Genomic DNA, 24232 nt, shown 5'->3' with positions numbered 1-24232 from the left:
TCGTTTATTTGCAAATCCATTGTGAAAGCCCTTAAACTAGGGCTTTTTTCTTTGTCAATCCTTGAGTGATTTCTTGTTTAAAGGGGGCTTTTGTGGTAAAATATGGAGATAAAGACTGTCGAAAGGAAAAAAGATGGCAAATATATTACGCAAAATCATTGAAAATGATAAAGGCGAAATTAAGAAACTAGAAAAAACTGCCAAGAAAGTCGAGAGCTATGCTGATGCAATGGCAGCTCTTTCAGATGAAGAACTTCAGGCAAAAACAGAAGAATTTAAAAAACGATATCAAAACGGAGAAAGTCTAGACCAACTCTTGCCAGAGGCATTTGCAGTTGTTCGTGAAGGGGCAAAACGTGTTCTTGGACTTTTCCCATATCGTGTGCAAATCATGGGTGGTATTGTTCTTCACCATGGTGACGTCCCAGAGATGCGTACAGGGGAAGGGAAAACCCTGACTGCGACAATGCCTGTTTACCTAAATGCTATTTCAGGTGAAGGTGTGCACGTTATCACCGTTAACGAATACCTTTCAGAGCGTGATGCAACTGAAATGGGTGAGCTTTATAGTTGGCTTGGTTTGTCAGTAGGGATTAACCTTTCAGCCAAATCACCAGCTGAAAAACGTGAAGCTTATAACTGTGATATCACTTACTCAACCAACTCAGAGGTAGGTTTCGACTATCTTCGTGATAACATGGTTGTTCGTAAGGAAAACATGGTACAACGTCCATTGAACTATGCCTTGGTCGATGAGGTTGACTCAGTTCTTATCGACGAAGCTCGTACACCATTGATTGTATCAGGTCCTGTAAGTTCAGAAACTAATCAGTTATATCACCGTGCGGATGCCTTTGTTAAGACCTTGACAGAGGATGATTATGCCATTGATATTCCAACGAAAACGATTGGTTTGAATGACTCAGGTATTGACAAGGCTGAAGAATTCTTCAACTTGGACAACTTATACGATATTGACAATGTTGCCTTGACTCACTATATTGACAACGCCCTTCGTGCCAACTACATCATGTTGCATGATATTGACTATGTGGTCAGTCCTGAGCAAGAAATTCTTATCGTTGACCAATTTACAGGTCGTACCATGGAAGGACGTCGTTTCTCAGATGGGCTCCACCAAGCCATTGAGGCAAAAGAAGGTGTTCCAGTTCAAGAAGAAACGAAGACATCCGCCTCAATCACTTACCAAAATATGTTCCGTATGTACAAGAAATTGTCAGGGATGACTGGTACTGGTAAAACTGAGGAAGATGAATTCCGTGAAATTTATAACATGCGAATCATTCCGATTCCAACCAACCGTCCAATTCAACGTATTGACCATGATGACCTTCTTTACCCTACCTTGGATGCTAAATTCCGCGCTGTGGTACAAGATGTTAAACGTCGTTATGAAAAGGGGCAACCAGTCCTTGTTGGTACGGTTGCCGTTGAAACATCTGACTTGATTTCTAAGATGTTGGTTGAAGCAGGTATTCCTCATGAAGTGCTTAATGCCAAGAACCACGAAAAAGAAGCGCATATTATCATGAATGCGGGTCAACGTGGTGCCGTTACGATTGCGACCAACATGGCCGGTCGTGGTACCGACATCAAACTTGGTGAAGGGGTTCTTGACCTTGGTGGACTCTGTGTCATTGGTACAGAGCGTCACGAAAGCCGTCGTATCGATAACCAGTTGCGTGGTCGTGCGGGACGTCAAGGGGACCCAGGAGAATCTCAATTCTATCTTTCACTTGAAGACGAATTGATGCGTCGCTTCGGTTCTGATCGTATCAAGCAAGTCTTGGAACGTTTGAATGCTGATGATGAGGATATTGTTATCAAATCACGTATGTTGACACGCCAAGTGGAAGCGGCTCAAAAACGTGTCGAAGGAAATAACTACGATACTCGTAAACAAGTCCTTCAGTACGATGACGTTATGCGTGAACAACGTGAAATCATCTACGCTGAGCGTTATGATGTTATCACAGCGGAACGTGACCTTGAACCTGAGATTAAGGCTATGATTAAGCGTACGATTAACCGTACGGTAGATGGTCACAGCCGCAATGATCAAGAGGAAGCTCTTAAAGGTATCTTGAACTTTGCTCGTCAGGCCTTGGTTCCTGAGAATGCCATCTCACTTGAAGATTTACAAGAAGTGGGAGAGGTAACGAAACGTAGTGTTAATTATGACGCTATTAAAGTTTACTTGAATGAGTTAGCAGATGATGTTTATGCTCGTCAAATCAAGAAATTGCGTTCAGAGGAAGCTATCCGTGAATTCCAAAAAGTCTTGATTTTGATGGTTGTTGATAACAAGTGGACGGACCACATCGATGCTCTAGATCAATTACGTAATGCCGTTGGTTTGCGTGGTTATGCACAAAACAACCCAATCGTTGAGTATCAATCTGAAGGGTTCAAGATGTTCCAAGATATGATTGGGGCAATTGAATATGATGTGACACGTACAATGATGAAAGCACAAATTCATGAGCAATCTCGTGAAAATGTGAATGAACGTGTTTCGACAACAGCAACAGGCAATATCCAGGCCCACCAAGCAGATGCTAATGGTCAAGAAATTGACTTTAGTAAGGTTGGTCGTAATGACTTCTGTCCATGTGGCTCTGGTAAGAAATTTAAAAATTGTCACGGTCGTAAACAATTTTAGGAAAAAAATAGGTAATTATTATGGTTTTTAAAGCAGTAAGTGAAAAAATTGATTTTGATGCAGTTAAAGAATCAACTACATTGACAGGTGAAGCCCTTGCCAAGAAACAAGCTCGTGATAAAGAGCTTGAAGCAATCATCAAGGGTGAAGATGACCGTACGCTTTTGGTTATTGGTCCATGTTCATCTGATAATGAGGATGCAGTTCTTGATTATGCTCACCGTTTGGCTAAACTTCAAGAAGAAGTGAAAGATAAAGTCTTTATGGTTATGCGTGTTTATACAGCTAAACCTCGTACAAATGGTGATGGTTATAAAGGACTTGTCCACCAACCTGATGCTGAAGGTAAACCAAACCTAATCAATGGTATCAAGGCTGTTCGTAATCTTCACTACCGTGTTATCACTGAAACTGGTATCACAACTGCTGATGAAATGCTTTACCCAGAAAACCTTCCTTTGGTAGATGACCTTGTGTCATATATTGCCATCGGTGCACGTTCTGTAGAAGACCAACAACACCGTTTTGTTGCATCAGGTATTGATGTTCCAACTGGTATGAAGAACCCAACATCAGGGAACCTTAACGTTATGTTTAATGGTATCTACGCTGCACAAAACAAACAAAACTTCCTCTTTAACGGTGAAGAAGTTGAAACATCAGGTAACCCATTGGCACACGTTATTCTTCGTGGTTCAACGAATGAATATGGTAAAAACGTGCCTAACTTCTACTATGATGATGTTCTTGAAACCATCGAACACTATGAACAAATGGGCCTTGAAAATCCATTCATCGTTATTGATACAAACCATGATAACTCAGGTAAACGTTACTTGGAACAAATCCGTATCGTTCGTCAAACCTTGATTAACCGTGACTGGAATGAAAAAATCAACAAAGTTGCACGTGGTTTCATGATTGAATCTTACCTTGAAGATGGCCGTCAAGATGCGCCAGATGTCTATGGTAAATCAATCACTGACCCATGTCTTGGTTGGGATAAGACAGAAGAATTGATTCGTGAAATCCACGATACTTTGTCAAAATAATAAGGTAACAGAAACCATATATGGGGAGTGAACCGTTTGGATGACCAAGCGGTTCGCTCTCTTTTCACAAAGAGAGGGAAATAGATGGGAATTCATCAAAATAGTCCGCTGATTGATGTAGCGGAAGTAAGGAAATTACACGCTCTTACGGGAGACGCTCTAGTAACTAAACAGGCCAATGATGAGGCCTTGGCAAAAATTATCAAGGGTGAGGACAAACGTATTCTCTTGGTTATTGGTCCATGTTCGTCTGATAATGAAGAAGCTGTTCTTGACTATGCTCACCGTTTGGCCAAACTTCAGGAAGAAGTGAAAGATAAAATCTTTATTGTTATGCGTGTTTATACAGCTAAACCACGTACTAATGGAGATGGTTATAAGGGGCTTATCCACCAACCAGACGCAGAGGGTGATGTAGACCTTCTTGCTGGAGTTAAGGCGGTTCGCCACCTTCAGTCACGTATTATTACTGAAACAGGCCTTCCAATCGCTGACGAGATGCTTTATCCGTCAAATCTTTCCTTCTTTGATGACCTACTCAGCTACCACGCTGTTGGAGCACGTTCGGTTGAGGACCAAGAACACCGCTTTGTAGCTTCAGGTATTGATGTGCCAATTGGCTTGAAGAACCCAACGTCAGGGAATTTGAATGTCATGTTTAATGGTATCTATGCTGCGCAGAACCAACAGCATTTCCTTTACAATGGCGCTGAAGTTAAAACAGATGGTAACCCACTCGCTCACGCTATCTTGCGTGGTGCCAACAATGAAAATGGACAGAACATTGTCAACTACCATTACGAGGACTTGGTTAAGGCTTTGGACAAGTACAGTGCATTTAATTTGGAAAACCCATTTATTCTTGTTGATACAAACCATGATAACTCTGGTAAAAACTTCATGGAACAAGTTCGCATTGTGCGTGAAGTCCTTCTTAACCGTGAGTGGGATGAGCGTATTGCGGATACCGTGCGTGGCTTTATGATTGAGTCTTACCTCGAGGATGGTCGTCAGGACACACCTGAAGTTTATGGTAAATCAATCACAGATCCATGTCTTGGTTGGGATAAGACAGAAGAATTGATTCGTGAAATCCACAATCGACTTTCGTAAGAATTATGATTTTTGGACATGGTATAGACTTGCAGGAAATTTCAGCTGTTAAAAAGGCTTATGACCGCAATCCACGTTTTGCAAAAAAGGTATTGACACCAAAAGAGTGGGAGCGTTTTGAATCCCTTTCTGGCAATCGTCAGATGTCCTATTTAGCAGGTCGCTGGGCTGGTAAGGAAGCATTTTCAAAGGCCTGGGGTACAGGTATTGGAGCAGTCGGCTTTAAGGATATTGAAATTTTGACCAATGACAAGGGAGCGCCAGTGGTGACCCAGTCGCCTTTTGAAGGCAATGTCTTCATCTCGATTTCCCATAGCGGTGATTTTGTTCAGGCAAGTGTTATTTTAGAAAAAAACTAAGAGATAGATGTTGGAAGAGGATAGCTTATGATCTCAAGTTTACATCGACCAACCTTGGCAAAGGTTGATCTATCAGCAATTTCAGAAAATATTGAACAAGTGGTTAGTCACATCCCTAAAAAGGTGCAGACTTTTGCAGTTGTTAAGGCCAACGCTTATGGTCATGGCGCTGTTGCGGTGGCCAAGCATTTGTCTAAACAGGTAGATGGTTTTTGTGTTTCCAACCTAGACGAGGCACTTGAACTCCGTCAGGCTGGCTTAGAGCAACCTATACTTATTTTAGGAGTCGTCTTACCAGACGAGGTTCCTTTGGCTATTCAAGAAAACATCACTCTGACGGTAGCTTCGCTTGAGTGGTTGGAAATGGCTAAGAATCAAGGACTTGATTTGACTGGTTTGACCTGCCATATTAAGATTGATTCAGGTATGGGACGCATTGGGGTGCGTAGCCAAGGGGATGCAGATAGTTTGATTGCTGGTCTGAAGGCACTTGGTGCGGATGTCGAAGGTGTTTTTACCCATTTTGCAACAGCTGATGAGGCAGATGATAGTAAATTCAAGCGTCAATTGACCTTCTTTACGGATTTGGTTAATAACTTAGTGGACCGCCCTCGCTTGGTACATGCTAGCAACTCTGCGACGAGTATCTGGCATGCAGAAACAGTCTTTAATGCGGTACGTCTAGGTGTTGTTATCTATGGTCTCAATCCTAGTGGCAGTGTTTTAGACCTTCCCTATAACATTCGTCCTGCTTTAAGTTTGGAGACAGCGCTTGTTCATGTTAAGACTCTGCCAGCAGGTCAAGATGTGGGTTATGGTGGAACGTATACGACGACAGCTGATGAGGTTATTGGAACCATTCCGATTGGCTATGCGGATGGTTGGACCAGAGATTTACAAGGTTTCCACGTTATTGTGGATGGCCAGCTTTGTCCTATTGTTGGGCGTGTGTCTATGGACCAGATCACCGTTCGCCTTCCTAAGGTTTATCCCCTAGGAACTCCTGTCACTCTTATGGGTGAAAATGGGGGAGCAAGCATCACTGCGACAGAGGTGGCTGAAAAACGTGGCACTATCAACTACGAGGTCCTTTGTTTGCTTAGTGATCGTGTACCTCGTAGCTATGACTAATATAAATAACGAGAAATCCAGTTTGATACTGGATTTTTTGATTTTAGTGAAGTCCATTTTCATGTGTTATAATAGCTGATAAGGCTTCCTCTTTCACGAGGAGAAGAACACGATAGAAATGATAGAGGATATGATTCGACTAGATTCACCAATTGCGGATTTGAAAGGTTTTGGTCCTAAGTCCGCTGAAAAATTTACCAAATTAGATTTGCACACGGTTGGGGACCTCTTGCTTTATTTTCCTTTCCGATATGAAGATTTTAAGAGTAAGTCTATCTTTGAACTGATGGATGGCGAAAAGGCTGTTATTACGGGAACGGTGGTGACACCTGCCAATGTGCAATATTATGGCTTTAAACGTAATCGTCTGAGTTTTAAAATCAAGCAAGGAGAAGCAGTGATTGCCATTAGTTTCTTCAACCAGCCTTATCTTGTGGACAAGATTGAGATGGGGGCAGAAGTGGCTATTTTTGGCAAATGGGACCAGAAGAAGTCTGCAGTGACTGGTATGAAAGTGTTGGCTCAAGTTGAGGACGATATGCAGCCAGTTTACCATGTGGCCCAAGGCGTTAGTCAGGCCCAGCTGATAAAGGCAATAAAGGCAGCTTTTGATAGTGGGGCCTTGAATTTATTGGAGGAGAGTCTCCCACAGGTGCTTATGGACAAGTATCGTCTTATGGGACGCCAAGAGGCTGTGCGTGCCATGCATTTTCCGAAAGATTTGGCTGAATATAAGCAGGCTCTACGTAGGACCAAGTTTGAGGAGCTCTTTTATTTCCAGATGAACTTACAGGTGCTGAAGGCTGAGAATAAGTCCGAAACCAATGGTATAGCAATTGCTTACGATGAGGCCAAAATCAAAGCCAAAATTGCAGAATTACCATTCCCCTTGACAGAAGCCCAACAGCGCAGTTTATCGGAAATCCTAGCTGATATGAAATCTGGAGCTCATATGAACCGTCTTTTGCAAGGAGATGTGGGCTCAGGGAAAACAGTTATCGCTAGCCTGGCTATGTATGGGGCCTATACGGCAAGATTGCAGTCTGCTCTCATGGTACCGACGGAAATCTTAGCAGAGCAGCATTATCAGAGTTTGCAGGGGCTTTTTCCTGAGCTAGAGGTAGTGCTCCTAACTTCTGGGATGAAGGCAGCGGACAAAAAAGTAGCTCTTTCCAAAATCGAATCTGGGGAGGCTCAGATGATCGTGGGGACTCACTCACTGATTCAGGATGCTGTGACTTATCACAGGCTTGGCCTAGTAATTACTGATGAGCAACACCGTTTTGGGGTTAATCAACGTCGTATTTTCCGTGAGAAAGGTGATAATCCTGATGTCCTCATGATGACAGCGACACCTATCCCTAGGACCTTGGCGATTACTGCCTTTGGAGAGATGGATGTGTCAATCATTGACCAGATGCCGGCTGGGCGTAAGCCCATTATTACCCGTTGGGTTAAACATGAGCAACTAGATACCGTACTGACTTGGATTAAGGGCGAGTTGGAAAAAGATGCTCAGGTCTATTTTATTTCACCTTTGATTGAAGAGTCTGAGGCTCTCGATTTGAAAAATGCGGTGGCCCTTCATCAGGAACTCACAGATTTCTTTGGGGATTCAGCTACAGTGGCTCTGATGCACGGTCGCATGAAAAATGATGAAAAAGACCAAATTATGCAGGACTTCAAGGACAGAAAGTCTCAGATTTTAGTATCAACCACAGTTATCGAAGTAGGGGTTAACGTGCCAAATGCTACAGTTATGATCATTATGGATGCCGACCGCTTTGGACTTAGCCAGCTTCACCAACTTCGAGGACGTGTAGGTCGTGGCCATAAGCAGTCCTACTGTGTTTTGGTGGCTAATCCTAAAAATGATACCGGGAAAAAACGCATGCAGGCCATGTGTGAGACTACTGATGGTTTTGTTCTAGCAGAAGAGGACCTTAAGATGCGTGGTTCAGGAGAGATCTTTGGGACACGTCAGTCAGGAATTCCTGAATTTCAAGTGGCTGATATTGTGGAAGACTACAATATCTTAGAAGAAGCAAGGCGCGTGGCCAGCCAAATTGTGTCTGACCCTAACTGGCGCGAGAATCCTGATTGGCAGGTGCTTGGAGCTCATTTGAGAAGCCAAGGCGAGTTTGATTGAGGAGGAAACCCATGAAAAAGAAACGGTTAAAACTCGATTTTTTTGCGATCTTGCATCCCTTATTTCTTATGATGTTAGGTCTTATATTTTATTTTTTCGCCTTCATCTTGATTTGGTTTCTTACCGAATTGGCAAAGCTGATAGAAGGAAAGACGGACTTTCATACCCTATATCTTTATTCACTTCTTATCTCTCTAGCTTGTTCGGTATTATTGATTATGTACGTTGCGGGTTTTATAGCTCAGCTGATTATCCATATACAGCATCAAAAGGAAAGGACGCTTTTGCCGGTCTGGTGTATGCTTACGGCTGTACTGATGCTTGTGCCAGTTTTTGGAGAATTTAGTCTTCTAGGCTCCACTTTGAATTTTAAAGGGTATTTTCTTTCCATAGTTGCTTACATTGCCTATCTCTTTACAAAGCTACCCAAGGTTTTTGAAAGTTACCGCTATCATGCGACAATTCGCTATGTTGTTTGGGTGGCTCTAGTCTTGGGAATTATTTTATCCATGCTTTAGACAGAAAAACTCTCAGTAAACTCACTGAGAGTTTTAAGTTCCCTTCAAGCTTATTACAAGCTTTCTTTAAGTTAGGCAACCTATAATAAAACCATCAAAACGAGATAGGTTTTGATAATAAAACGTTTTGGCTAGGCCAAACCATTCCTAAAAAGGAGGACAAAACAATGACAGTAAAAATTAAAGTAACCTACAACCGAAATTTCCAGAAGCATCCTCAAGACTTTAAGGTTTATCAAAACTAGTATTGATGCTAGGAAGAGGCTAAATTTACCCATATTCTACAACTTTCATCCCTCATTTTCCAAAATCCCTTTTTCCTTTTTTTCATAACGTAGAATCCCTCTTCTTAAACTCATAAAAAGTCTAGACGGAAGCTTGACCAGTCTAGGCGATTAACATAAGTAAGCTAACCAGTTGAGATTTTCTTGACTGGTTTTTATTTTTTGAAATTTAGATAAAAAATATCGAAAAACGATAAAAATGTGTTGACAAGGAGAAATAAAGAGTGTAATATATAATTATCGATAAACGATAATAAGTTTTCGATAAAGATAATCTTATTCGCGAAAAAGAGAAATTATTTACTAAAACTATTTAACAAAGGAAAAACTTATCATGAAAACACTTAAACCAATCATCAATGCTCTTCTTATTCTTCTTATGGCAATCTACGGTTTTGCAATGCTTGCTTTACTTATCCTTCCTTTTGTGGATGTGACTAATCTTTTCCCAGGTGCTGAGGTTCATTACCTTTCTGGATGGGGTTACTGGCTAGTATCAGAGTTACAATTTGCCTTCTATCTTGCCTTGATTTGTCTTCTTCGTAAAGAGCTTAAAGACTTTACTTGGAAGGCACTTTGGACAGAAGATTTCTCTCTCTTCTTGAAAAAGGCTGCTCTCTTAACCTTTGTGCCATCAGCATTGAATATCTTCTTGCAGTTGGGAACGACTAATCACCTTGTAGTTGACTTCAGCACATCAGTTTGGCTTCTCTTGGTCTCTCTAGCTTGTGATGCTGTCCGTCTTCGTAAGGGACAAACAGCTGTCAAATAATTGAATGAATCTTATTTGAAAAGTAATAAAATCTTACCTATAAACTAGTATTTTATATTGATATTCGATATAATTGATACTGTTAATAGTTAGCTACTGATTTAGTATAAGGTCAAGGGCTCCTAGAGGCACCTTGGCTTTTTCTAGTCTATACTCCCAAAAAATCAAAATGTATTTACAATCGAGGTAACACATGACAACTATCTTATTCTATTTTTTAATCGTCCTAGCCTTGGCTGGCTCTAGTTATTATGGTTGGAAATCGGCTAAAAGTGCTAAAAATCGTCAGGAGACGCAAGAACAGAAACGTCTGCGTAGTGTTCTCCTGTTCGTTAATGTCCTCCTTTTTGCGGGCTTTTTAAGTCTTGTTATTACCATTCTTAATGACGCCTTTATTCTGACTGGTCATGAAGGACTCTTACAACAAGGTTTGCGTATGCTTCTCGGTTCGGGAGTTACCGTGAAAAGCAAGGGTCCTAGTCTGACGCTTTTTGTAGCAACCATTGATTTCCTTCGTATGGTAGTCAACATAGGTTTCTTGTTGTGCCTACGTGCCTTTTTGATTAATCTTTATCGTTCTGATATTTTCATCGCTAAAAATGCTAGGTTGGTTCGTTGGTCAGCGCATTTGCTCGTTCTTGGGACCTTTATCAATAATGGTATTTTTACGTTTGGAACAGGCAACCAGAGTTATAGTTTCTTTAACATCAGTTATTTGCTAGTTAGCTTTGTCCTCTATGCTGTCGCTATGATTTTGACTAAGGCTAATGCCATTGCTGAGGAAAATGATTTAGGAGGGGCTTATGATTATTGTCAATTTGGACGTTGAACTTGCCAAGAAGAAGATGCGCTCGGGTGAGCTTGCAGAACGGATTGGTATTACCCCAGCCAATCTCTCGGTTCTTAAGACAGGCAAGGCCAAGGCAATCCGTTTTACGACTCTGGATGCCATTTGTAAGGAGTTAGATTGCCAACCAGGAGATATTCTTGAATATAGACCTGACGAAGAAAACTAAAAGCCTGAAGCAGTTCAGTCACCTTTCTGGTGACCATGCTTCAAGCTTTTTATTTTTTCTTCAACCATGCGACTAGCGCTAGACTGGCTAGCACGGTACCACAGACCATGGCGATATGTGTTTTTGAGATGGTTAGTTCATAGTGGAAATCTTTATTTTCCAATTTATCGGTTGCTTCAATGCTAAGTTTCATGTCTTATCCCTCGATATAATCTTTCAATTCTTGGCCTTTTAGTCCTGCACTAAGTGCAATGAGGAGTTTGAGGCGAGCTTTTGGTGCATTGAGTTCTTTAACAAACATAACGCCAGCTTCTTGGAGTTTGACCCCACCCCCTTCATAGGCGTAGACAGGTTCGGCGATACCGTTGAAACAGCGGGAGACGAGCACAACAGGGACTCCTTTGTCCATAAGCTTTGTGATTTCTCCTGCAGCTAGTGGTGGGAGGTTTCCAGCACCCAGGGCTTCGATGACGACACCGTCAATCTTCTCAGGATCCAGGAGACTGATGATACCATCTCCAATACCCATCCCTGCATAGGCTTTTATGATTGGTACTGTTCCTGTAATTTGTTCCAAATCAAAGCGAACACGAGGCTCAGCAGTTTTGAACCAGAGGATATCATGCTTCATGATGATGCCTAGTGGACCATGGGTTGGTGTGTGGAAGGTTGCCACGTTTGTGGTATGGGTCTTAGTCACATACTTGGCTGCATGGATTTCATCATTCATCACGACCAGGATTCCTTTGTCAGCGGCCTTGTCATCACTGGCAACACGTAGGGCTGATAGATAGTTGTAGACCCCGTCGCTTCCTAGCTCGTTTGACGAACGCATGGCACCAGTTAGAACGATTGGAATCTCAGGGACGGCCATGGTATCTAGGAAGTAGGCTGTTTCTTCCAGGGTATCTGTCCCATGAGTGATGACCACACCATCATATTGACCAGCTGTTTCCTTGATTTTTTTGTAAATATCCAGCATGTGGTAGGGTGTGATATGTGGGCTTGGGATATTAAGAAAATCGAGAACGGTTAGTTCTAAATTATCTAAATCAAGTCCCACATGGTTCATGGGATTATCAGCGTTTTGGCTGACCCTGCCATCATTATCCGCTGACATGGAAATGGTCCCTCCAGTGTGAAGGACTAGGATTTTTTTTATCATTTATACTACTCACTATCATATTTATGTTATAATTTATTTTAGCATAAAATGTTAGAAGGAGGGGAGCTCTGTGGCCATTAAAGCAGTCTTTTTTGATATTGATGGGACTTTTCTAAATGACCGAAAACGTGTGTCAAGTTCAACCAAAAAAGCTATCAGTCAAATGAAGGAAGATGGTATCTTGGTTGGTTTGGCAACAGGTCGTGGTCCAGGATTTGTTCAGCCTTTCATGGACAATCTGGGTCTGGATTTTGCAGTCACTTATAATGGTCAATATATTTTGACTCATGACAAGGTCCTGTATCAAAATCAGCTCCCTAAATCAACAGTCTACAACTTGATTCGCTATGCCACCAAGCACCGTAGAGAGATTTCTCTAGGGACTAGCACAGGTCTTGTTGGTTCCAATATTATCAGTATGGGAACGAGTAAGTTTGGGCAAATCGTTAGCCGTATTGTCCCTAAGTCCTGGGCTAAGATGGTGGAACGTAGTTTCAAGTCTTTGATTCGTCGTTTCAAGCCACAAAGTATTGAGACTCTTAAGACTATCATGCGTGAGCCTATTTATCAGGTAGTTATGGTAGCGACGGTGGGTGAAACACAAGATATTGAAGAAAAGTTTCCTCATGTGAAGATTACTCGTTCAAGTCCTTATTCAGCCGATATTATTTCAGCGAATCAATCTAAGTTGAAAGGTATTGCTCATCTAGGTGAGGTTTTTGGTTTCGAACTCAGTGAGGTTATGGCCTTTGGGGATTCGGAAAATGACCTAGAAATGCTGTCTGGCGTTGGCGTTGGTGTTGCCATGGGAAATGGTGAAGACGAACTGAAAGACCAGGCTACCCATGTCACTGATACTAATAACCAGAATGGGATTGCCAAAGCCTTGTCACACTATGGTTTGATTCACTTTGAAACAGAGAATTCATTTACCAGTGATGATGACAATTTCAACAAGGTTAAGGATTTCCACCATTTGATGGATGGCTCAACTACCGATATGCCTCGTGTTTACGGTATTGAGGAAGCTAGTCACCGTTCGGACTTCAAGTTGGAAGAAATTGTCGAATTCCTCTATGCTTCATCAGGTGGGGACAAGCGTGTCTTTGGTCAGGCTGTTCTGGATTTGCATGCTGCTCTTGACAAGGCAGCGCTCAAAGTTAGTTCTAAAGAGCACTCAGAGTCAACTATGGTTGGTCAGGTGGATGCATTGACTGACTTGCTTTACTTGACCTATGGTTCATTTGTTCTTATGGGGGTGGATCCTAAACCTTTCTTTGATACAGTTCATGAGGCTAATATGGGGAAAATTTTCCCCGATGGCAAGGCTCACTTTGATCCCGTGACCCACAAAATTCTTAAACCAAGTGACTGGGAAGAGCGATTTGCACCAGAACCACACATTAAACGAGAGCTGGATCGTCAGATTCAAAAATCTCTACAAAGAAATAAGTAAGAAGATATAAAGGTTTGGACAGTTTGCTCCAAGCCTTTTTCTAATAAAAATGACATTTATTAATGTATTTATTTGTGATAAAATAAAGACATTCTATGTATTTTTAAGGAGATTATTATGACTAAAGCAGATTGGTTAGACTTTTTTGAAGCCATCAATGGTCGTTCAGCGACTGAAGAAGAAATTGCAGCAGCACTTGCAGCTGGTGAGTTCCAAGATGACGCACCAGCAGTAGAAACTGCCCCAACACAAGAAGCGCCAGCGCAACCAGCTTTCGCTAATGTTCAAGAAACACCAGCCCAAGAGGCGCAACCACAGCCAACTTTCGCTGGTGCCCAAGAAGCACAACCACAGCCGACTTTTGCGAGTGCACAAGACGCACAAGCACAAGCTCCTTTTACAAATGCTCAGGCAGCACAACCTCAACCAACCTTTGCAGGTGCTCAAGCTGCTCCAGTACAAGGAGTGCCAAATCAGGCAGCACAACCACAAGCTGGTTTTGCCAATGCTCAAGCTGGTCAACAAGCAGCTTTTGCTAACGGTCAACCTCTTCAACAAGGTCAAAACGTTCAATTTATCAATGGTCAAGCTGTAGTTGTTCCAGCCCAACCATCAGCATTTGCGACAACTTTCAAAAACTACTGGACATGGTTGCTTAATGCATGGCGTCGTCCAGCTGACATGACAGATTATGGTAAACACAATGGTTGGCTTAACTATATCTTCTTGTCACTCTTTACTGGACTTGCCTTCTTTGCAATCTTGAGCGCTGTGGCACGTAAAGTGGTTAGTTCAATTGTATCAACAACCAACGCATTGAGTAGCCTTTTTGGTTCTTATGGAACAGATAGTTACTCATCTTCAGTTTCAAGCCAGACATCAAGCATTGGTTTTGGAGCTTTCTTTGCTAGTATCCTAGCTGCCTTCCTCTTTATCTTTGCCTTTATCTTGGCAGGATTTGTAACACGTAAGGCAATTTTCCGTGATCCTGAGACTACTTTCTTGAATAGCTTTGACCGTTTTGGTCGCTTGACGTCATTGGCCTTGCCAATCTTGCTCGTAACAATCTTGTTGGGAGCTATTGGACTTGTTGCCTTCCCAGGATTCTTGTTCTATGTTGTTTACTTCTTATTTGCACTTGCTAACCTCTTTACAATTGTTCCTGTAACAACAGCGTGGAAGGCTGATAAATTCTATCAAATGATTTTGGCAGCACTTTTGAATGGTGTGATTTTGTCAATCTTGTTTGCAATCGTATTTGCTATCATGTCATCATTTACAGTAGGTCTTCTATTCTAATCTAAGTAAACCTCTAGCATTTTTTGAAAAAGTAAGTTTATAGGAGTCTTTATGGCAACAAAAGAAAAGTGGATTGATTTATTTGAAAAGGCAGTTGGTCGTCCGCCCCATGCTTTGGAGATTGAAGAAGGCCAGAAAGCAGACTTTGACTTAAAGGCTATTAAAGGCATTGCGGCAATGGGCTTGGACCAAGAAGCCACTCCTTCTGAACCAACAGAAGAAGTTGATGAGTATGACGTTGCCGAGGAAGTGTTTGAAGATGTACCGCTTGGTGACGAAGAGGAAAAGACTCCTTTAGAAACTGAGGAGCTTGCACCAGTATCTCAAGCAGAACAAGGTCAAGCTGAAGAAAATTCAGAGGCTGCCTCTAAAGAAGCACAAGCTATCTGGATGAAGGCTTTTAAAACCTATGTTGGACGTCAACCTCTTCCTGAGGAATTCCTACTTGGTAAGTCTTCAGGTTATGATGTGTCAACCATCCATCAATTTATCTCAGATGGTAAGGCTGCGAAACCAGCCAAGCCAGCCATGGCTAAAGGAAAGAAAATCCTGATTATTGCTGGTGTTGTTGCAGCAGTCTTAGCACTTGCTGGTTACGGCTTTGGTTCTTATTACTACTCACGTGGTCAAGTAGCAGAGCGTTATGAAGCAGCAGCTAAGAAGAGCTTTAAAGATAGCTTGGAATACCAAGTATGGTCTGATACTAAAAAGGAAATTAAAACATCTGAAGTCAAGTACACAGACACTAAAAGTACACAAGCCTATAGCAAGAGCCAACTAATGTCTGGCGAACGTATGCAAAAGGTTGGACGTCAGTTCCTTATTTTTCCAAAGTGGAGAATAGTGGTAGATCCTGGAACGGTTGATTTGACCGTTAATACAGCTGATTTGAATGTGACTATTAACGGGGTTTCTTACGCGACTACAGATGGCAATAACTACACGGCTAAATTGAATCATCTCTATCCAGGAACCTACAATTTTGTGGCTTCTGGTAAGGTCAATGATCAAGATATCACTGTCTCATCTGAGGAAAATGTGACCTCTAAAACAGAAGTCAATCTTTCAGTAGAGTATCTCAGCTTTACTGTTAAGTCTAATCTTAAGGATGGAGACCTCTATGTTGGTGGTACTAAGATTGGAACCCTTAACTCAGGGAAACTAGATGTTAACAAGGTAGCAGTAGCTGGATCATCAGCCGTTTATGTTAAGAAGAATTTCGAAGATGGCAGCTCTATCAAGACAGAGACATTGTCTATTAAGAAAATCTCCGAAGGTCAAACGGTTACTCTAGATGCTGATGGTGTTCTTGATCGTGATACGGCAGATCGTCTCTTGACTGCTGCCTACGGTAAATTTGGTAGCTACGCTTCTAATCACAACACAACACCAGATGGTGTATCCGACATTTTCCTTAATGGTACTGATGATACCATGTACAAGGATGTAACGGCTGATATTGATAGAAATACTACGGGTGCTAAAAACCGTGCTGCTGATAGTATTTCTTTCTCAGACGTTGACGTCACAGAAGTCGTTCAGACTGGTGAGAAGACCTTCAAGGTGACCTTCACAGCAGTTTATGATTTCTATTATGGTTATGATTCGAAATTCAAGTCATCAGGAGATATCAAGGATAAAATCTCTTGGTCATGTAATGTGGAATATGTTGGTGACGATAGCGACTCTAGCAGTAGTGGTTCTAACTACAGCGACTACCGTATCAATGGTAAGGCTGGTGAATCACAAAAAGTGAGTCGTGAAGATACTGTGAAGTAGTAGTTGCTTGCCCAGTTAGTCAGCATTGAACAGATTACAAATGGGAGGGGAGTCCTCCACACTAAAAATGAGAACTTGGCAACAGCCAGGTTCTTTTGTTTGTCTGTTTTTACCTCTTAGGGGCTAAACCGTGCCACTTACCTAAAAGGCCTTGTTTTGTGTAAAGCACTTGTTATAATGGAACCATCAAAAGGACAGGAAAGGAGTCTTATGAAAGTTAGAATCGAATTAGACCCATCCATGGATGAGCCTGAAATCTTGATTCGAGCTCCTCGGTTAACACAGGAATTAGCCCAGCTCCAAGAGTCTATTCTAAAGCAAAAGTTAGTTCCGTTAGCCTTTTACAAGGATCGCAGTGAATATTTTCTGGATTTGGCAGATATTCTCTTTTTTGAAACAGACGGGGAGAAAATTTATGGTCATACTAAGGATGAGGCCTATGAGGTAAAGCAAAAACTCTACGAATTGGAAGAATTGCTTTCGATTGCCTTTTGTCGGATTTCCAAATCGACGATTGTTAATGCTAAGCAGATTTATTCTTTGGAGAAGTCTTTTTCAGGGACCAGTACGGTGAATTTCTATCAGACCCACAAGCAGGTCCATGTATCAAGACGCTACTATCAAGTTTTAAAAGAACGACTAAACGAAATGAGGTAAGATAATGAGAAAGAAATTAATTGGGATTCTCTTGATCCTTTTAGCAGCTTTGGTAATTGTACAAGATTATTTTATAAAATGGGAAATTAGTATTTGGATGTTGGCCTGGGTGGTCTTACTGGCTATCTTATCCCTTTCTAGTCTTTTGAAGCGACATTTTGGTCTTGGTGTTGCCTATGGTATTGTGGCTCTTTTTTCACTCAATGGACAGTTCCATTTTCTTCCAGTATCTAATTCGGTCCTTATTTTTTCTTCCATTCTTGCAGTTGTTGGCTTGAACATTCTCTTCAATCCTTCTAGTAAAACAAAGAATCGTTTTGGATTGGGTGCAACTGGTTCAGACGCTAATAATGGAGGAAATGATATTGATGTCACTTTTTCAGCAGTGACTAAGTATCTTAATGACCAGCAATTTACGCATGGGAGTGCAGATGTTAGTTTAGGACAGGCTTCCGTCTATTTTAATAATTGCCGTATTGAGGGGCCGTCTGCCCAGTTTGACGTGGACGTTTCTCTTGGAAGTCTTAGTCTCTATGTGCCCAGTGATTGGAGAGTGCATGTGAATGTGGATAATTCGCTTTCAGCTGTACAACATGAGGAAAATCCTAGTAACCTGACTAGCAAGGATTTCTACATTAAAGGCGATGTTTCCTTGGGTAATTTAGAAATTATCTATGTTGGTGAGAGTTCGATTGATTAAGTTAGGAGAGAGGTTGCTATAAACATGACAATTTAGGAGGGCAATAGCTCTGGGATTTCTAAGTTCATCCAGTCTTTCAAATCAACTAATACTCAAGGGAGTGGGACAAGGAACAATTTTTAAAAAGTTGTTCGGTCCTACTCCCTTTTTTCCTATTTTATAGTCTCTTTTTTTGTGATAATATAGTATAGTGAAAAAAACTAGACTGGAATAACTTTACTCTTTTGGAGTTTTATGTGACAGCGATGAATGGAGACAATCTAAGCGGATGCCTGCTTGGAGCTATAGTCAAGAAAACTCAAAATGAGGCTAGAAGGGAAATTGTTATGAGAAAAAAAGCGATTGGTATTGATTTAGGAACAACGAATTCCGTTATGGCTGTTGTTCGTGAAGATGTGCCAGAGATTATTCCGATGGGGACGAATGACGATCAGGTCTTACGTTCAGCGGTTTACTTCTCAAATATTAGTGGCCAAAATCATGTATCTTTTGGTAAAGAAGCCATCGAGCGTGGGACAGAAATCGGAAGTACAGAAAACTTTAAATTTGACTTCAAACGTGACATCGGGCGTCCGATTGCCAGTGATACACCAGACCACACACGTGTTAATTCTATTATTCTTTCGGCCTTGGTTTTGAACGAATTCCGTAAACGCGCCTATGTCGTTGGTCAGGAGATGGGACAAGCAGACGGTATCAAGGATGCTGTCATCACCGTGCCTGCCTACTTTACGTCAGATCAACGTGCGGCAACGAAGAATGCTGGTCGTATCGCAGGATTTAACGTCTTGCGTATTATCAATGAGCCTACAGCTGCGGCCATTGCCTATGCCCACACTAAAAGTGCCCAAGGAAATGTCTTGGTATTTGACCTTGGTGGAGGAACTTTTGATGTTACCATCATGCGCGTGGCTGATCATGCCTATGATATTTTAGCGACTGACGGGAATTCACGCCTTGGTGGGATTGACTTTGATAAGCGTCTTGTGGGCTACATCATGCAGGAGTTGGAAAAACAAGGGGTCAATATGACTAACCTTTCCGAGAAGGAAAAAATTCAACTTCAATATAAGGCTGAGCAGATTAAGACTAGTCTATCTGTGAATGACCAAGCTCTCTATGAGCATTATGTCAATGGTCAAGGTTACGGTGTCTTGATTACTCAAGCAATTTTCAATGAAATTACCTTGGACCTCCTCAAAGATACTGAAATCAAGGTACAATCTACCCTTCAAGCGTCTGGCTTGAAATGGGAAGAGATTGACCATATCCTGCTTGTGGGTGGTTCAACACGTATGCCAATGATTCGTCAAATGATTCGCCTGATGAGTGGTTTGGAACCTAAGTTTGACCTTAATCCAGACACTATCGTGGCACAGGGGGCATCTATTTTGGCCGACCTTATCGTCAATAACGAGGTTAGCTTCTCTGAGCACCAAGATGGTAAGACAACTGAGACAGACAGAGTAGTTGTCAAGGATGTGACCTCTCAGGGAATAGGTCTGCTCTTCAAGAAAAATCCAAACAAGAACTACAGCTTTGTGGGTGACTACTATAATAGTGTCGTGGTTCCACGTAACTCGGTCTTGCCTTTGGCAGTGACCAAGGATCTCTTTGCGGTCGTGGATGGACAGAGTAAGTTCAAGCTTCGTATCACAGAAGGAAATTATGAAAATCCATTTGCTGTGAAGATTTTGGGACAAGTGGAAGGACAGGTGCCACAACCTCGTCAGAAAGGCGAGCTTTTGGCACAAGTCACCTATGCCTTCGATTCAGAACAAATTGTTACCGTGACAGTATCGGATCCTCGAAGCAATACTGTTGTGGCACGCTTTTCAGTCAACGCACAAGTCAACCAAACCCAAGAAGTGGTTAAGGAAGACTTGTCAGAACTTCAAGCTATTTTTGCTAAATTCATCTCATGATAGACTACTACAAAGCATTTGATACAGAGACAGGACAGGAAGTATCTTATTTAAGAGAGGTCAGTAACCGTATCTCTCCAGAGATGTCGGCTCAAGATTGTTTCGTGGCGCTTTCCTTTTTACGTGAAGAGCTGGAGGAGCTCTGGACAAATGGTACCTTGGATAAAGAGGGAGAGCGTTTGCGTAGTGAGCTCTACACGATTCGCTCAATCTTTTTCTCAGACCATGAGAAGTTACAATACGACCGAAAGCTTAGACAGGCTCAGAGAAAGACCTTGGAAGTTGACAAGGGGACGACCACTGATGCTAGCAATGTATCAGGTAAAAAGGAAATCCCTTTTGAACCTGTTGCGGTGACTCAGACTAAAGAGTCGCCTCTTAAAAATTACCTCTTTGCGGCCTTTGCCTTTGTGATTCTACTAAGCTTGATTCTCTTCTTCAATATCAATGTCATCGTTCTTATTATCGGAGCCATTCTAATTGTGGCTTTGATGTTACTTATGTCTTAGGAGATATTAATGGAAACCAATCAATTAACATTTGAACATATCTGTTTCAAATATAAGGGAAATGATAACCAGCTCTTTACAGATTTGGATGTTACTATGGAGACTGGCCAAGTTGTCGGTATCTTGGGTGCTTCTGGTTCAGGGAAAACAACGTTAACAGAGATTCTCCTAGGCCAGCTTAAACCGACTTGCCAACAATTTCGTATTTTAGAAAATGGCAAACCTGTGACTGCGGGTTCACGCTCTTGGTCCTATGTACCTCAACAAAATCTCCTACGTGAGTACCTCAAGGTATCTGAGACCTTTGATTTTTATGCGGATCACCATCTGAAAGGGAGTGGTAAGCTGACTAAAAAGCATCGCATTGCAGGCATCATGGATGATTTAGGCTTGACGGAATTTGCTAATAAGAAGATCTCAGAGCTTTCTGGTGGGCAAAAACGCCGTGTCTCTATTGGTATTGAGCTTCTTAGCCCTAGTCCCTACTTTATTCTTGATGAGCCGTCTTCAGGTTTGGATGCCCTTAGTGATCGTAATCTCTTACGTACCTTGAAAATCTTGGCTAAATCAGCTAACAAGTCTATTGTGGTTATTACTCACAATACAGAAAATTTGGCTATTTTTGACAAGATCATCTTCTTGTCTAAGGGACGTCCGACATTTGCAGGAACCTATGAAGAGTTGCTTTTGGAATACAAGACTAGCGATCCTTATATGATTCGTAAATATATGGATATGAATATCGCAGATGTCTACCAAGAGCTCAATGCTTCAACACGTATTTACAAGATTTAGGGAGACTTATGAACGCAGCATTACGATTAAGTTGGTATAAATTTAAACATCACTACATGGATTTTGTTAAGGTTCTTCTGGGCATTGTCGCTTTCGAAGGCTTAATCCTCTATATTCAGGACAAGGGATTTTTGAAAGATTTCGAAACAACTCGAATGACCCTCTTTCTCTTACTTTTTTCAACCAGTCTCTTGATTGTGGTTCAAAACAGTATTTATATTTCTAAGGAACGCTCGGTCCTCAACCGTGACTTTTTCTCAGGTTTGAGTCGTTCGGCCTTTGCCTTGGCTAGTATGGGGATTCACGCCTTCTTTGCTGTTTTGGAAACTATTGTCTTTATCCTATCTTACTCTGTTTTTAGTAAGTTCTTTGACAAAGAATTTCCAGACGCTGGTCATATTTTTGGTTCCTACCGTTGGGAAGTTGGGATTACAGTGCTTCTGGTTTTCTTGGCTTCGCATTTCATTGCCCTTTTTATCTCAGCCTTGGTTGGCAAATCTGAGATTACCTCTGTTATCCTAGCAGTTGTTGTGGGGATCATGCAATTTTCATTGTCGGGAACTATCCTATCTTTGCCAAAAGCCATTGATTGGGTACAAAAATTTGTCTATCTAGGTTATGGCCACAAGCTTTTTGGGATTTCTAGTGACTTGTCAGACTTGCCATCTAGTTTGGCTAAGTACCATGTTCCTGTCCCTAAGAGCCAGTTGGAGGCCTTTCAAGGGTCTACAGGTGAATTCTGGGGCCAATGGTGGGCTTTGGTACTTCATTGCCTAGTTTATGCCCTACTCTTTTTCGTCACACTTCAGAAGAAGGAGAAATAAATGCAACAATATGATGAATGGCTGATTGACTTCCAAGTTCAGCATGGCCGCAAGCCGAGCGATAAGGAAGTTGCTGAAGCTGCTAAGACTGGTTTTGCTCTTTCTAGTGGCTTAAGCAGACAGAAAAATTCTAAATTCAGACAAGTCTTGTCTAAGGTTGGTTTGGGAGATCTCAAGTTTAGCTGGTTTTTAGTTTTGGAAATTTTGCTCTTGATTTGTATTGCTCTCTTTGGCTATGTTGTTGGCTATCTATTTATCTAGGAGGACCTCATGAAACAGTTTAAACATAAAAAGTTTATCGGTTTGGCCTTGATTGTCTTTTTGGTCTTCATGGTACTTGGAAAATACACTCAGAGCACGGCTTTTACATCGTCTTCAAGAGTTTATGCCACAACTGTTGTCGATAAGAATACCGGGAACAAGGTGCGTTTTGAAGTCCGAAAAATCAAGGGAGACAAATACGAAGTCAAAAATACGGAGACAGGTGATACTTATCAGGCTAATGCCCAAGCCGGCGAAGACCGTTCTTTGAGCTTTAAGTTGGCTGGAACTAACGGCAACTCAGATGGTACTATCCGTATCACACCAAGTATGGTGCCTGGAGGAGATGCAAAGGTTGAAATGACTGACTCAAACACCTATACTCAGGTTGAGGGAGGTTCTGAAGTCGTTGAGTCTAGCGAGGCTTCGTCTAGTTCTTCAAGTAGCCAAGTTAAAAGCATTATTAAGGATATTTTGGAATCAAGTAGTTCATCCTCTGGTAGCGACGCAAGCTCAGAGTCGTCTTCTAACGATCCAAATAAGCCAAATGCAGATATCAAGACTAAGACCGATGTCAATGGTGATAAGGAAACCACTTATATTGCAGACTATTCGACTGAGGACATTAAGTCTATCACGGAAGCTTTTGGGAAATGGCTCTATCAGTCTGATTATGCCAAGGATGCTGTTTTAGTTCAAAGTAGCTTTGACAGTATTACCAAGGTCAATGATGGTAGTCCAACCTTCCTTTCATTTAAGGCACCTAAGGAAAAAGATAGCAGCCAAACGATTACCATCCTTGCTAATCTCATCAATGCGGATGGCTATGAACATATTACTGGTGTTCCGAGTGGTATCATCAATGGTAAGGAAGTCTCAAACTATGATTTCAAGGACTATAAAAACACGGTTGATTCCTTTGCTTTAGGGGTTAATGACAATAGTGGTAAGACCGCAGACTATAGCCCAACATCATCTTTCCGTCTTTATACCTTGAAGGATAAGAAACATGCTATGTATGAAGACGATGCCGCTGAACAAAAAGCCCTCTTTAAGGACTTTTCAGCTGATGATAAAACTGGTGGCAATTATAATGGCTATAACAAGCTTTATAAGGATTTGGTTGACCAAGATAAGGATTCTTACCAAATCGTTCTAGGCTCTAATGGTACTGTTTATTATGTAACTAACTACTGGAAGGGCAATTACGATAAGAAGGCTGTTCAGACCTATAAGGTAGCACCAGATGACATGCAAGAGGCTTACCAAGAGCTGCTCAAGCATTACTCTAGTGCTAGCACGTCTGATAGCTCAGAATCGTCAAGTTCTTCACAATCATCAGAGTCATCATCAAGCTCATCAGAGGCTAAAACAGAATCAAAAACAGAAATTAAGACCGATCAAACAGGTATGGATGTTAATGCTATCAAGGATAATAACTTCCAAAGCCTTGAAGGGACTTGGAAGAATGGGAATGGTAGTAGTTTGACATTTTCTAAGGACAATTTAACAGCTCCTGAAAATTATGTTGTTGAAAATTCGAATGTTAAACTTGAGAATGGCTATGTCACATCAAGTTTAAGAATGGGTATTTCTGGAGCAGCAATTCTCTTTATTCCAAAGGGAGTTACACTTCCGACAGTTCAGGGATTTGTGGATGGTTCAGATAATACTAAAGACCGTATTTTGGTCACTCAGTCAGCATCGCCACAATCTGACGCTAAACAATTCTACTATAAGGCTGACTAGACCTGACAAGGGTGAAAGTCTTAAAAAAAGTAATGT

The 24232-nt window shown here is 41.6% G+C and carries 23 protein-coding genes; 21 read left to right on the top strand and 2 right to left on the bottom strand.

All coding sequences use genetic code 11. From position 1 onward, the window contains the following. Positions 1–133 precede the first annotated feature (133 nt). From secA to PCY16_RS02885, 10 genes are all read left to right on the top strand, one after another. On the top strand, positions 134–2683 hold the full coding sequence (secA, locus tag PCY16_RS02930) for a preprotein translocase subunit SecA (RefSeq protein ID WP_070575338.1): 2550 nt from the start codon (positions 134–136) through the stop codon (positions 2681–2683). 20 nt (positions 2684–2703) lie between these two features. Further along, on the top strand, positions 2704–3735 hold the full coding sequence (locus PCY16_RS02925; RefSeq protein ID WP_014632614.1) for a 3-deoxy-7-phosphoheptulonate synthase: 1032 nt from the start codon (positions 2704–2706) through the stop codon (positions 3733–3735). An 84-nt stretch (positions 3736–3819) separates the two neighbouring features. After that, positions 3820–4848: a 3-deoxy-7-phosphoheptulonate synthase gene (locus tag PCY16_RS02920; protein ID WP_195413512.1), complete on the top strand. Its 1029-nt coding sequence runs from the start codon at positions 3820–3822 to the stop codon at positions 4846–4848. Positions 4849–4853: 5 nt separating this feature from the next. After that, entirely contained in the window at positions 4854–5207 is a 354-nt protein-coding gene (gene acpS, locus PCY16_RS02915; protein ID WP_014632616.1) for a holo-ACP synthase, read from the top strand. Between the two features lie 27 nt (positions 5208–5234). Beyond that, entirely contained in the window at positions 5235–6338 is a 1104-nt protein-coding gene (gene alr, locus PCY16_RS02910) for an alanine racemase (protein WP_070437940.1), read from the top strand. Positions 6339–6456: 118 nt separating this feature from the next. Next, a complete protein-coding gene (gene recG / locus PCY16_RS02905; protein WP_267472571.1) occupies positions 6457–8487 on the top strand; it encodes an ATP-dependent DNA helicase RecG in 2031 nt (676 codons plus the stop codon). Between the two features lie 11 nt (positions 8488–8498). Then, complete coding sequence (locus PCY16_RS02900; protein WP_301353618.1) at positions 8499–9005, top strand: hypothetical protein; 507 nt, start codon at positions 8499–8501, stop codon at positions 9003–9005. Between the two features lie 618 nt (positions 9006–9623). Beyond that, the gene (locus PCY16_RS02895; RefSeq protein ID WP_073689908.1) at positions 9624–10061 is read left to right on the top strand and encodes a hypothetical protein; all 438 of its coding nucleotides are present in this window, start codon (positions 9624–9626) and stop codon (positions 10059–10061) included. Positions 10062–10254: 193 nt separating this feature from the next. Beyond that, positions 10255–10890, top strand: a complete 636-nt coding sequence (locus PCY16_RS02890; RefSeq protein ID WP_195413515.1) for a DUF2975 domain-containing protein — start codon at positions 10255–10257, stop codon at positions 10888–10890. Continuing rightward, a complete protein-coding gene (locus tag PCY16_RS02885) occupies positions 10865–11077 on the top strand; it encodes a helix-turn-helix transcriptional regulator (RefSeq protein WP_002884695.1) in 213 nt (70 codons plus the stop codon). Before PCY16_RS02890 ends, PCY16_RS02885 begins: the two co-directional genes overlap by 26 nt. Positions 11078–11126: 49 nt before the next feature. Here the strand turns inward: PCY16_RS02885 and PCY16_RS02880 are convergent, their stop codons facing one another. Both PCY16_RS02880 and PCY16_RS02875 read right to left on the bottom strand, forming a co-directional pair. Further along, positions 11127–11270 carry a hypothetical protein gene (locus tag PCY16_RS02880; protein WP_171966960.1) on the bottom strand — a complete coding sequence of 48 codons (144 nt, stop codon included), beginning with the start codon at positions 11268–11270 and terminating at the stop codon, positions 11127–11129. A gap of 3 nt (positions 11271–11273) precedes the next feature. Next, positions 11274–12239, bottom strand: coding sequence for an asparaginase (locus tag PCY16_RS02875; RefSeq protein WP_073688481.1), 966 nt, complete (start codon positions 12237–12239; stop codon positions 11274–11276). A 73-nt stretch (positions 12240–12312) separates the two neighbouring features. On the opposite strand from PCY16_RS02875, the gene PCY16_RS02870 reads away from it, so the two are divergent. The 11 genes from PCY16_RS02870 to PCY16_RS02820 all read left to right on the top strand — a co-directional run bounded on the left by PCY16_RS02870 (position 12313) and on the right by PCY16_RS02820 (position 24196). Next, positions 12313–13698 carry a Cof-type HAD-IIB family hydrolase gene (locus PCY16_RS02870; RefSeq protein WP_195413516.1) on the top strand — a complete coding sequence of 462 codons (1386 nt, stop codon included), beginning with the start codon at positions 12313–12315 and terminating at the stop codon, positions 13696–13698. A gap of 117 nt (positions 13699–13815) precedes the next feature. Then, the gene (locus PCY16_RS02865; protein WP_195413517.1) at positions 13816–14997 is read left to right on the top strand and encodes a DUF6574 domain-containing protein; all 1182 of its coding nucleotides are present in this window, start codon (positions 13816–13818) and stop codon (positions 14995–14997) included. A gap of 51 nt (positions 14998–15048) precedes the next feature. Further along, on the top strand, positions 15049–16776 hold the full coding sequence (locus tag PCY16_RS02860; RefSeq protein WP_175061507.1) for a zinc ribbon domain-containing protein: 1728 nt from the start codon (positions 15049–15051) through the stop codon (positions 16774–16776). A 210-nt stretch (positions 16777–16986) separates the two neighbouring features. Beyond that, the gene (locus PCY16_RS02855) at positions 16987–17433 is read left to right on the top strand and encodes a LytTR family DNA-binding domain-containing protein (protein ID WP_195413518.1); all 447 of its coding nucleotides are present in this window, start codon (positions 16987–16989) and stop codon (positions 17431–17433) included. Between the two features lie 4 nt (positions 17434–17437). Further along, positions 17438–18133 (top strand): hypothetical protein, encoded by a 696-nt coding sequence (locus PCY16_RS02850; protein WP_195413519.1) that lies wholly within the window; start codon positions 17438–17440, stop codon positions 18131–18133. Between the two features lie 326 nt (positions 18134–18459). Then, positions 18460–20058 carry an Hsp70 family protein gene (locus PCY16_RS02845; protein WP_037598455.1) on the top strand — a complete coding sequence of 533 codons (1599 nt, stop codon included), beginning with the start codon at positions 18460–18462 and terminating at the stop codon, positions 20056–20058. Continuing rightward, positions 20055–20567: a hypothetical protein gene (locus tag PCY16_RS02840; protein ID WP_195413520.1), complete on the top strand. Its 513-nt coding sequence runs from the start codon at positions 20055–20057 to the stop codon at positions 20565–20567. Before PCY16_RS02845 ends, PCY16_RS02840 begins: the two co-directional genes overlap by 4 nt. Positions 20568–20576: 9 nt before the next feature. Next, positions 20577–21362, top strand: a complete 786-nt coding sequence (locus PCY16_RS02835) for an ATP-binding cassette domain-containing protein (RefSeq protein WP_002891779.1) — start codon at positions 20577–20579, stop codon at positions 21360–21362. 8 nt (positions 21363–21370) lie between these two features. Continuing rightward, on the top strand, positions 21371–22186 hold the full coding sequence (locus PCY16_RS02830; protein ID WP_014635018.1) for an ABC transporter permease: 816 nt from the start codon (positions 21371–21373) through the stop codon (positions 22184–22186). After that, a complete protein-coding gene (locus PCY16_RS02825) occupies positions 22187–22447 on the top strand; it encodes a hypothetical protein (protein WP_002884593.1) in 261 nt (86 codons plus the stop codon). 9 nt (positions 22448–22456) lie between these two features. Beyond that, positions 22457–24196 carry a DUF6287 domain-containing protein gene (locus PCY16_RS02820; protein ID WP_195413521.1) on the top strand — a complete coding sequence of 580 codons (1740 nt, stop codon included), beginning with the start codon at positions 22457–22459 and terminating at the stop codon, positions 24194–24196. The last annotated feature ends 36 nt before the right edge of the window (positions 24197–24232 follow it).

The sequence above is a fragment of the Streptococcus sp. SS4 genome (assembly GCF_030440125.1).
Lineage (GTDB): Bacteria > Bacillota > Bacilli > Lactobacillales > Streptococcaceae > Streptococcus.
The sequence above is the reverse complement of the archived record's forward strand: the minus strand, read 5'-3'. Positions and strand labels throughout refer to the sequence as shown.

Excerpts from the sequence above, each read along its gene's own strand:
- PCY16_RS02840 (WP_195413520.1), top strand. The coding sequence starts at position 20,055 with ATGATAGACTACTACAAAGCATTTGATACAGAGACAGGACAGGAAGTA.
- PCY16_RS02895 (WP_073689908.1), top strand. The coding sequence starts at position 9,624 with ATGAAAACACTTAAACCAATCATCAATGCTCTTCTTATTCTTCTTATG.
- acpS (WP_014632616.1), top strand. The coding sequence starts at position 4,854 with ATGATTTTTGGACATGGTATAGACTTGCAGGAAATTTCAGCTGTTAAA.
- PCY16_RS02880 (WP_171966960.1), bottom strand. The coding sequence starts at position 11,270 with ATGAAACTTAGCATTGAAGCAACCGATAAATTGGAAAATAAAGATTTC.
- PCY16_RS02835 (WP_002891779.1), top strand. The coding sequence starts at position 20,577 with ATGGAAACCAATCAATTAACATTTGAACATATCTGTTTCAAATATAAG.
- PCY16_RS02855 (WP_195413518.1), top strand. The coding sequence starts at position 16,987 with ATGAAAGTTAGAATCGAATTAGACCCATCCATGGATGAGCCTGAAATC.
- alr (WP_070437940.1), top strand. The coding sequence starts at position 5,235 with ATGATCTCAAGTTTACATCGACCAACCTTGGCAAAGGTTGATCTATCA.
- PCY16_RS02850 (WP_195413519.1), top strand. The coding sequence starts at position 17,438 with ATGAGAAAGAAATTAATTGGGATTCTCTTGATCCTTTTAGCAGCTTTG.
- PCY16_RS02860 (WP_175061507.1), top strand. The coding sequence starts at position 15,049 with ATGGCAACAAAAGAAAAGTGGATTGATTTATTTGAAAAGGCAGTTGGT.
- recG (WP_267472571.1), top strand. The coding sequence starts at position 6,457 with ATGATAGAGGATATGATTCGACTAGATTCACCAATTGCGGATTTGAAA.
- secA (WP_070575338.1), top strand. The coding sequence starts at position 134 with ATGGCAAATATATTACGCAAAATCATTGAAAATGATAAAGGCGAAATT.
- PCY16_RS02885 (WP_002884695.1), top strand. The coding sequence starts at position 10,865 with ATGATTATTGTCAATTTGGACGTTGAACTTGCCAAGAAGAAGATGCGC.
- PCY16_RS02890 (WP_195413515.1), top strand. The coding sequence starts at position 10,255 with ATGACAACTATCTTATTCTATTTTTTAATCGTCCTAGCCTTGGCTGGC.
- PCY16_RS02925 (WP_014632614.1), top strand. The coding sequence starts at position 2,704 with ATGGTTTTTAAAGCAGTAAGTGAAAAAATTGATTTTGATGCAGTTAAA.
- PCY16_RS02845 (WP_037598455.1), top strand. The coding sequence starts at position 18,460 with ATGAGAAAAAAAGCGATTGGTATTGATTTAGGAACAACGAATTCCGTT.
- PCY16_RS02830 (WP_014635018.1), top strand. The coding sequence starts at position 21,371 with ATGAACGCAGCATTACGATTAAGTTGGTATAAATTTAAACATCACTAC.
- PCY16_RS02900 (WP_301353618.1), top strand. The coding sequence starts at position 8,499 with ATGAAAAAGAAACGGTTAAAACTCGATTTTTTTGCGATCTTGCATCCC.
- PCY16_RS02920 (WP_195413512.1), top strand. The coding sequence starts at position 3,820 with ATGGGAATTCATCAAAATAGTCCGCTGATTGATGTAGCGGAAGTAAGG.
- PCY16_RS02865 (WP_195413517.1), top strand. The coding sequence starts at position 13,816 with ATGACTAAAGCAGATTGGTTAGACTTTTTTGAAGCCATCAATGGTCGT.
- PCY16_RS02825 (WP_002884593.1), top strand. The coding sequence starts at position 22,187 with ATGCAACAATATGATGAATGGCTGATTGACTTCCAAGTTCAGCATGGC.
- PCY16_RS02820 (WP_195413521.1), top strand. The coding sequence starts at position 22,457 with ATGAAACAGTTTAAACATAAAAAGTTTATCGGTTTGGCCTTGATTGTC.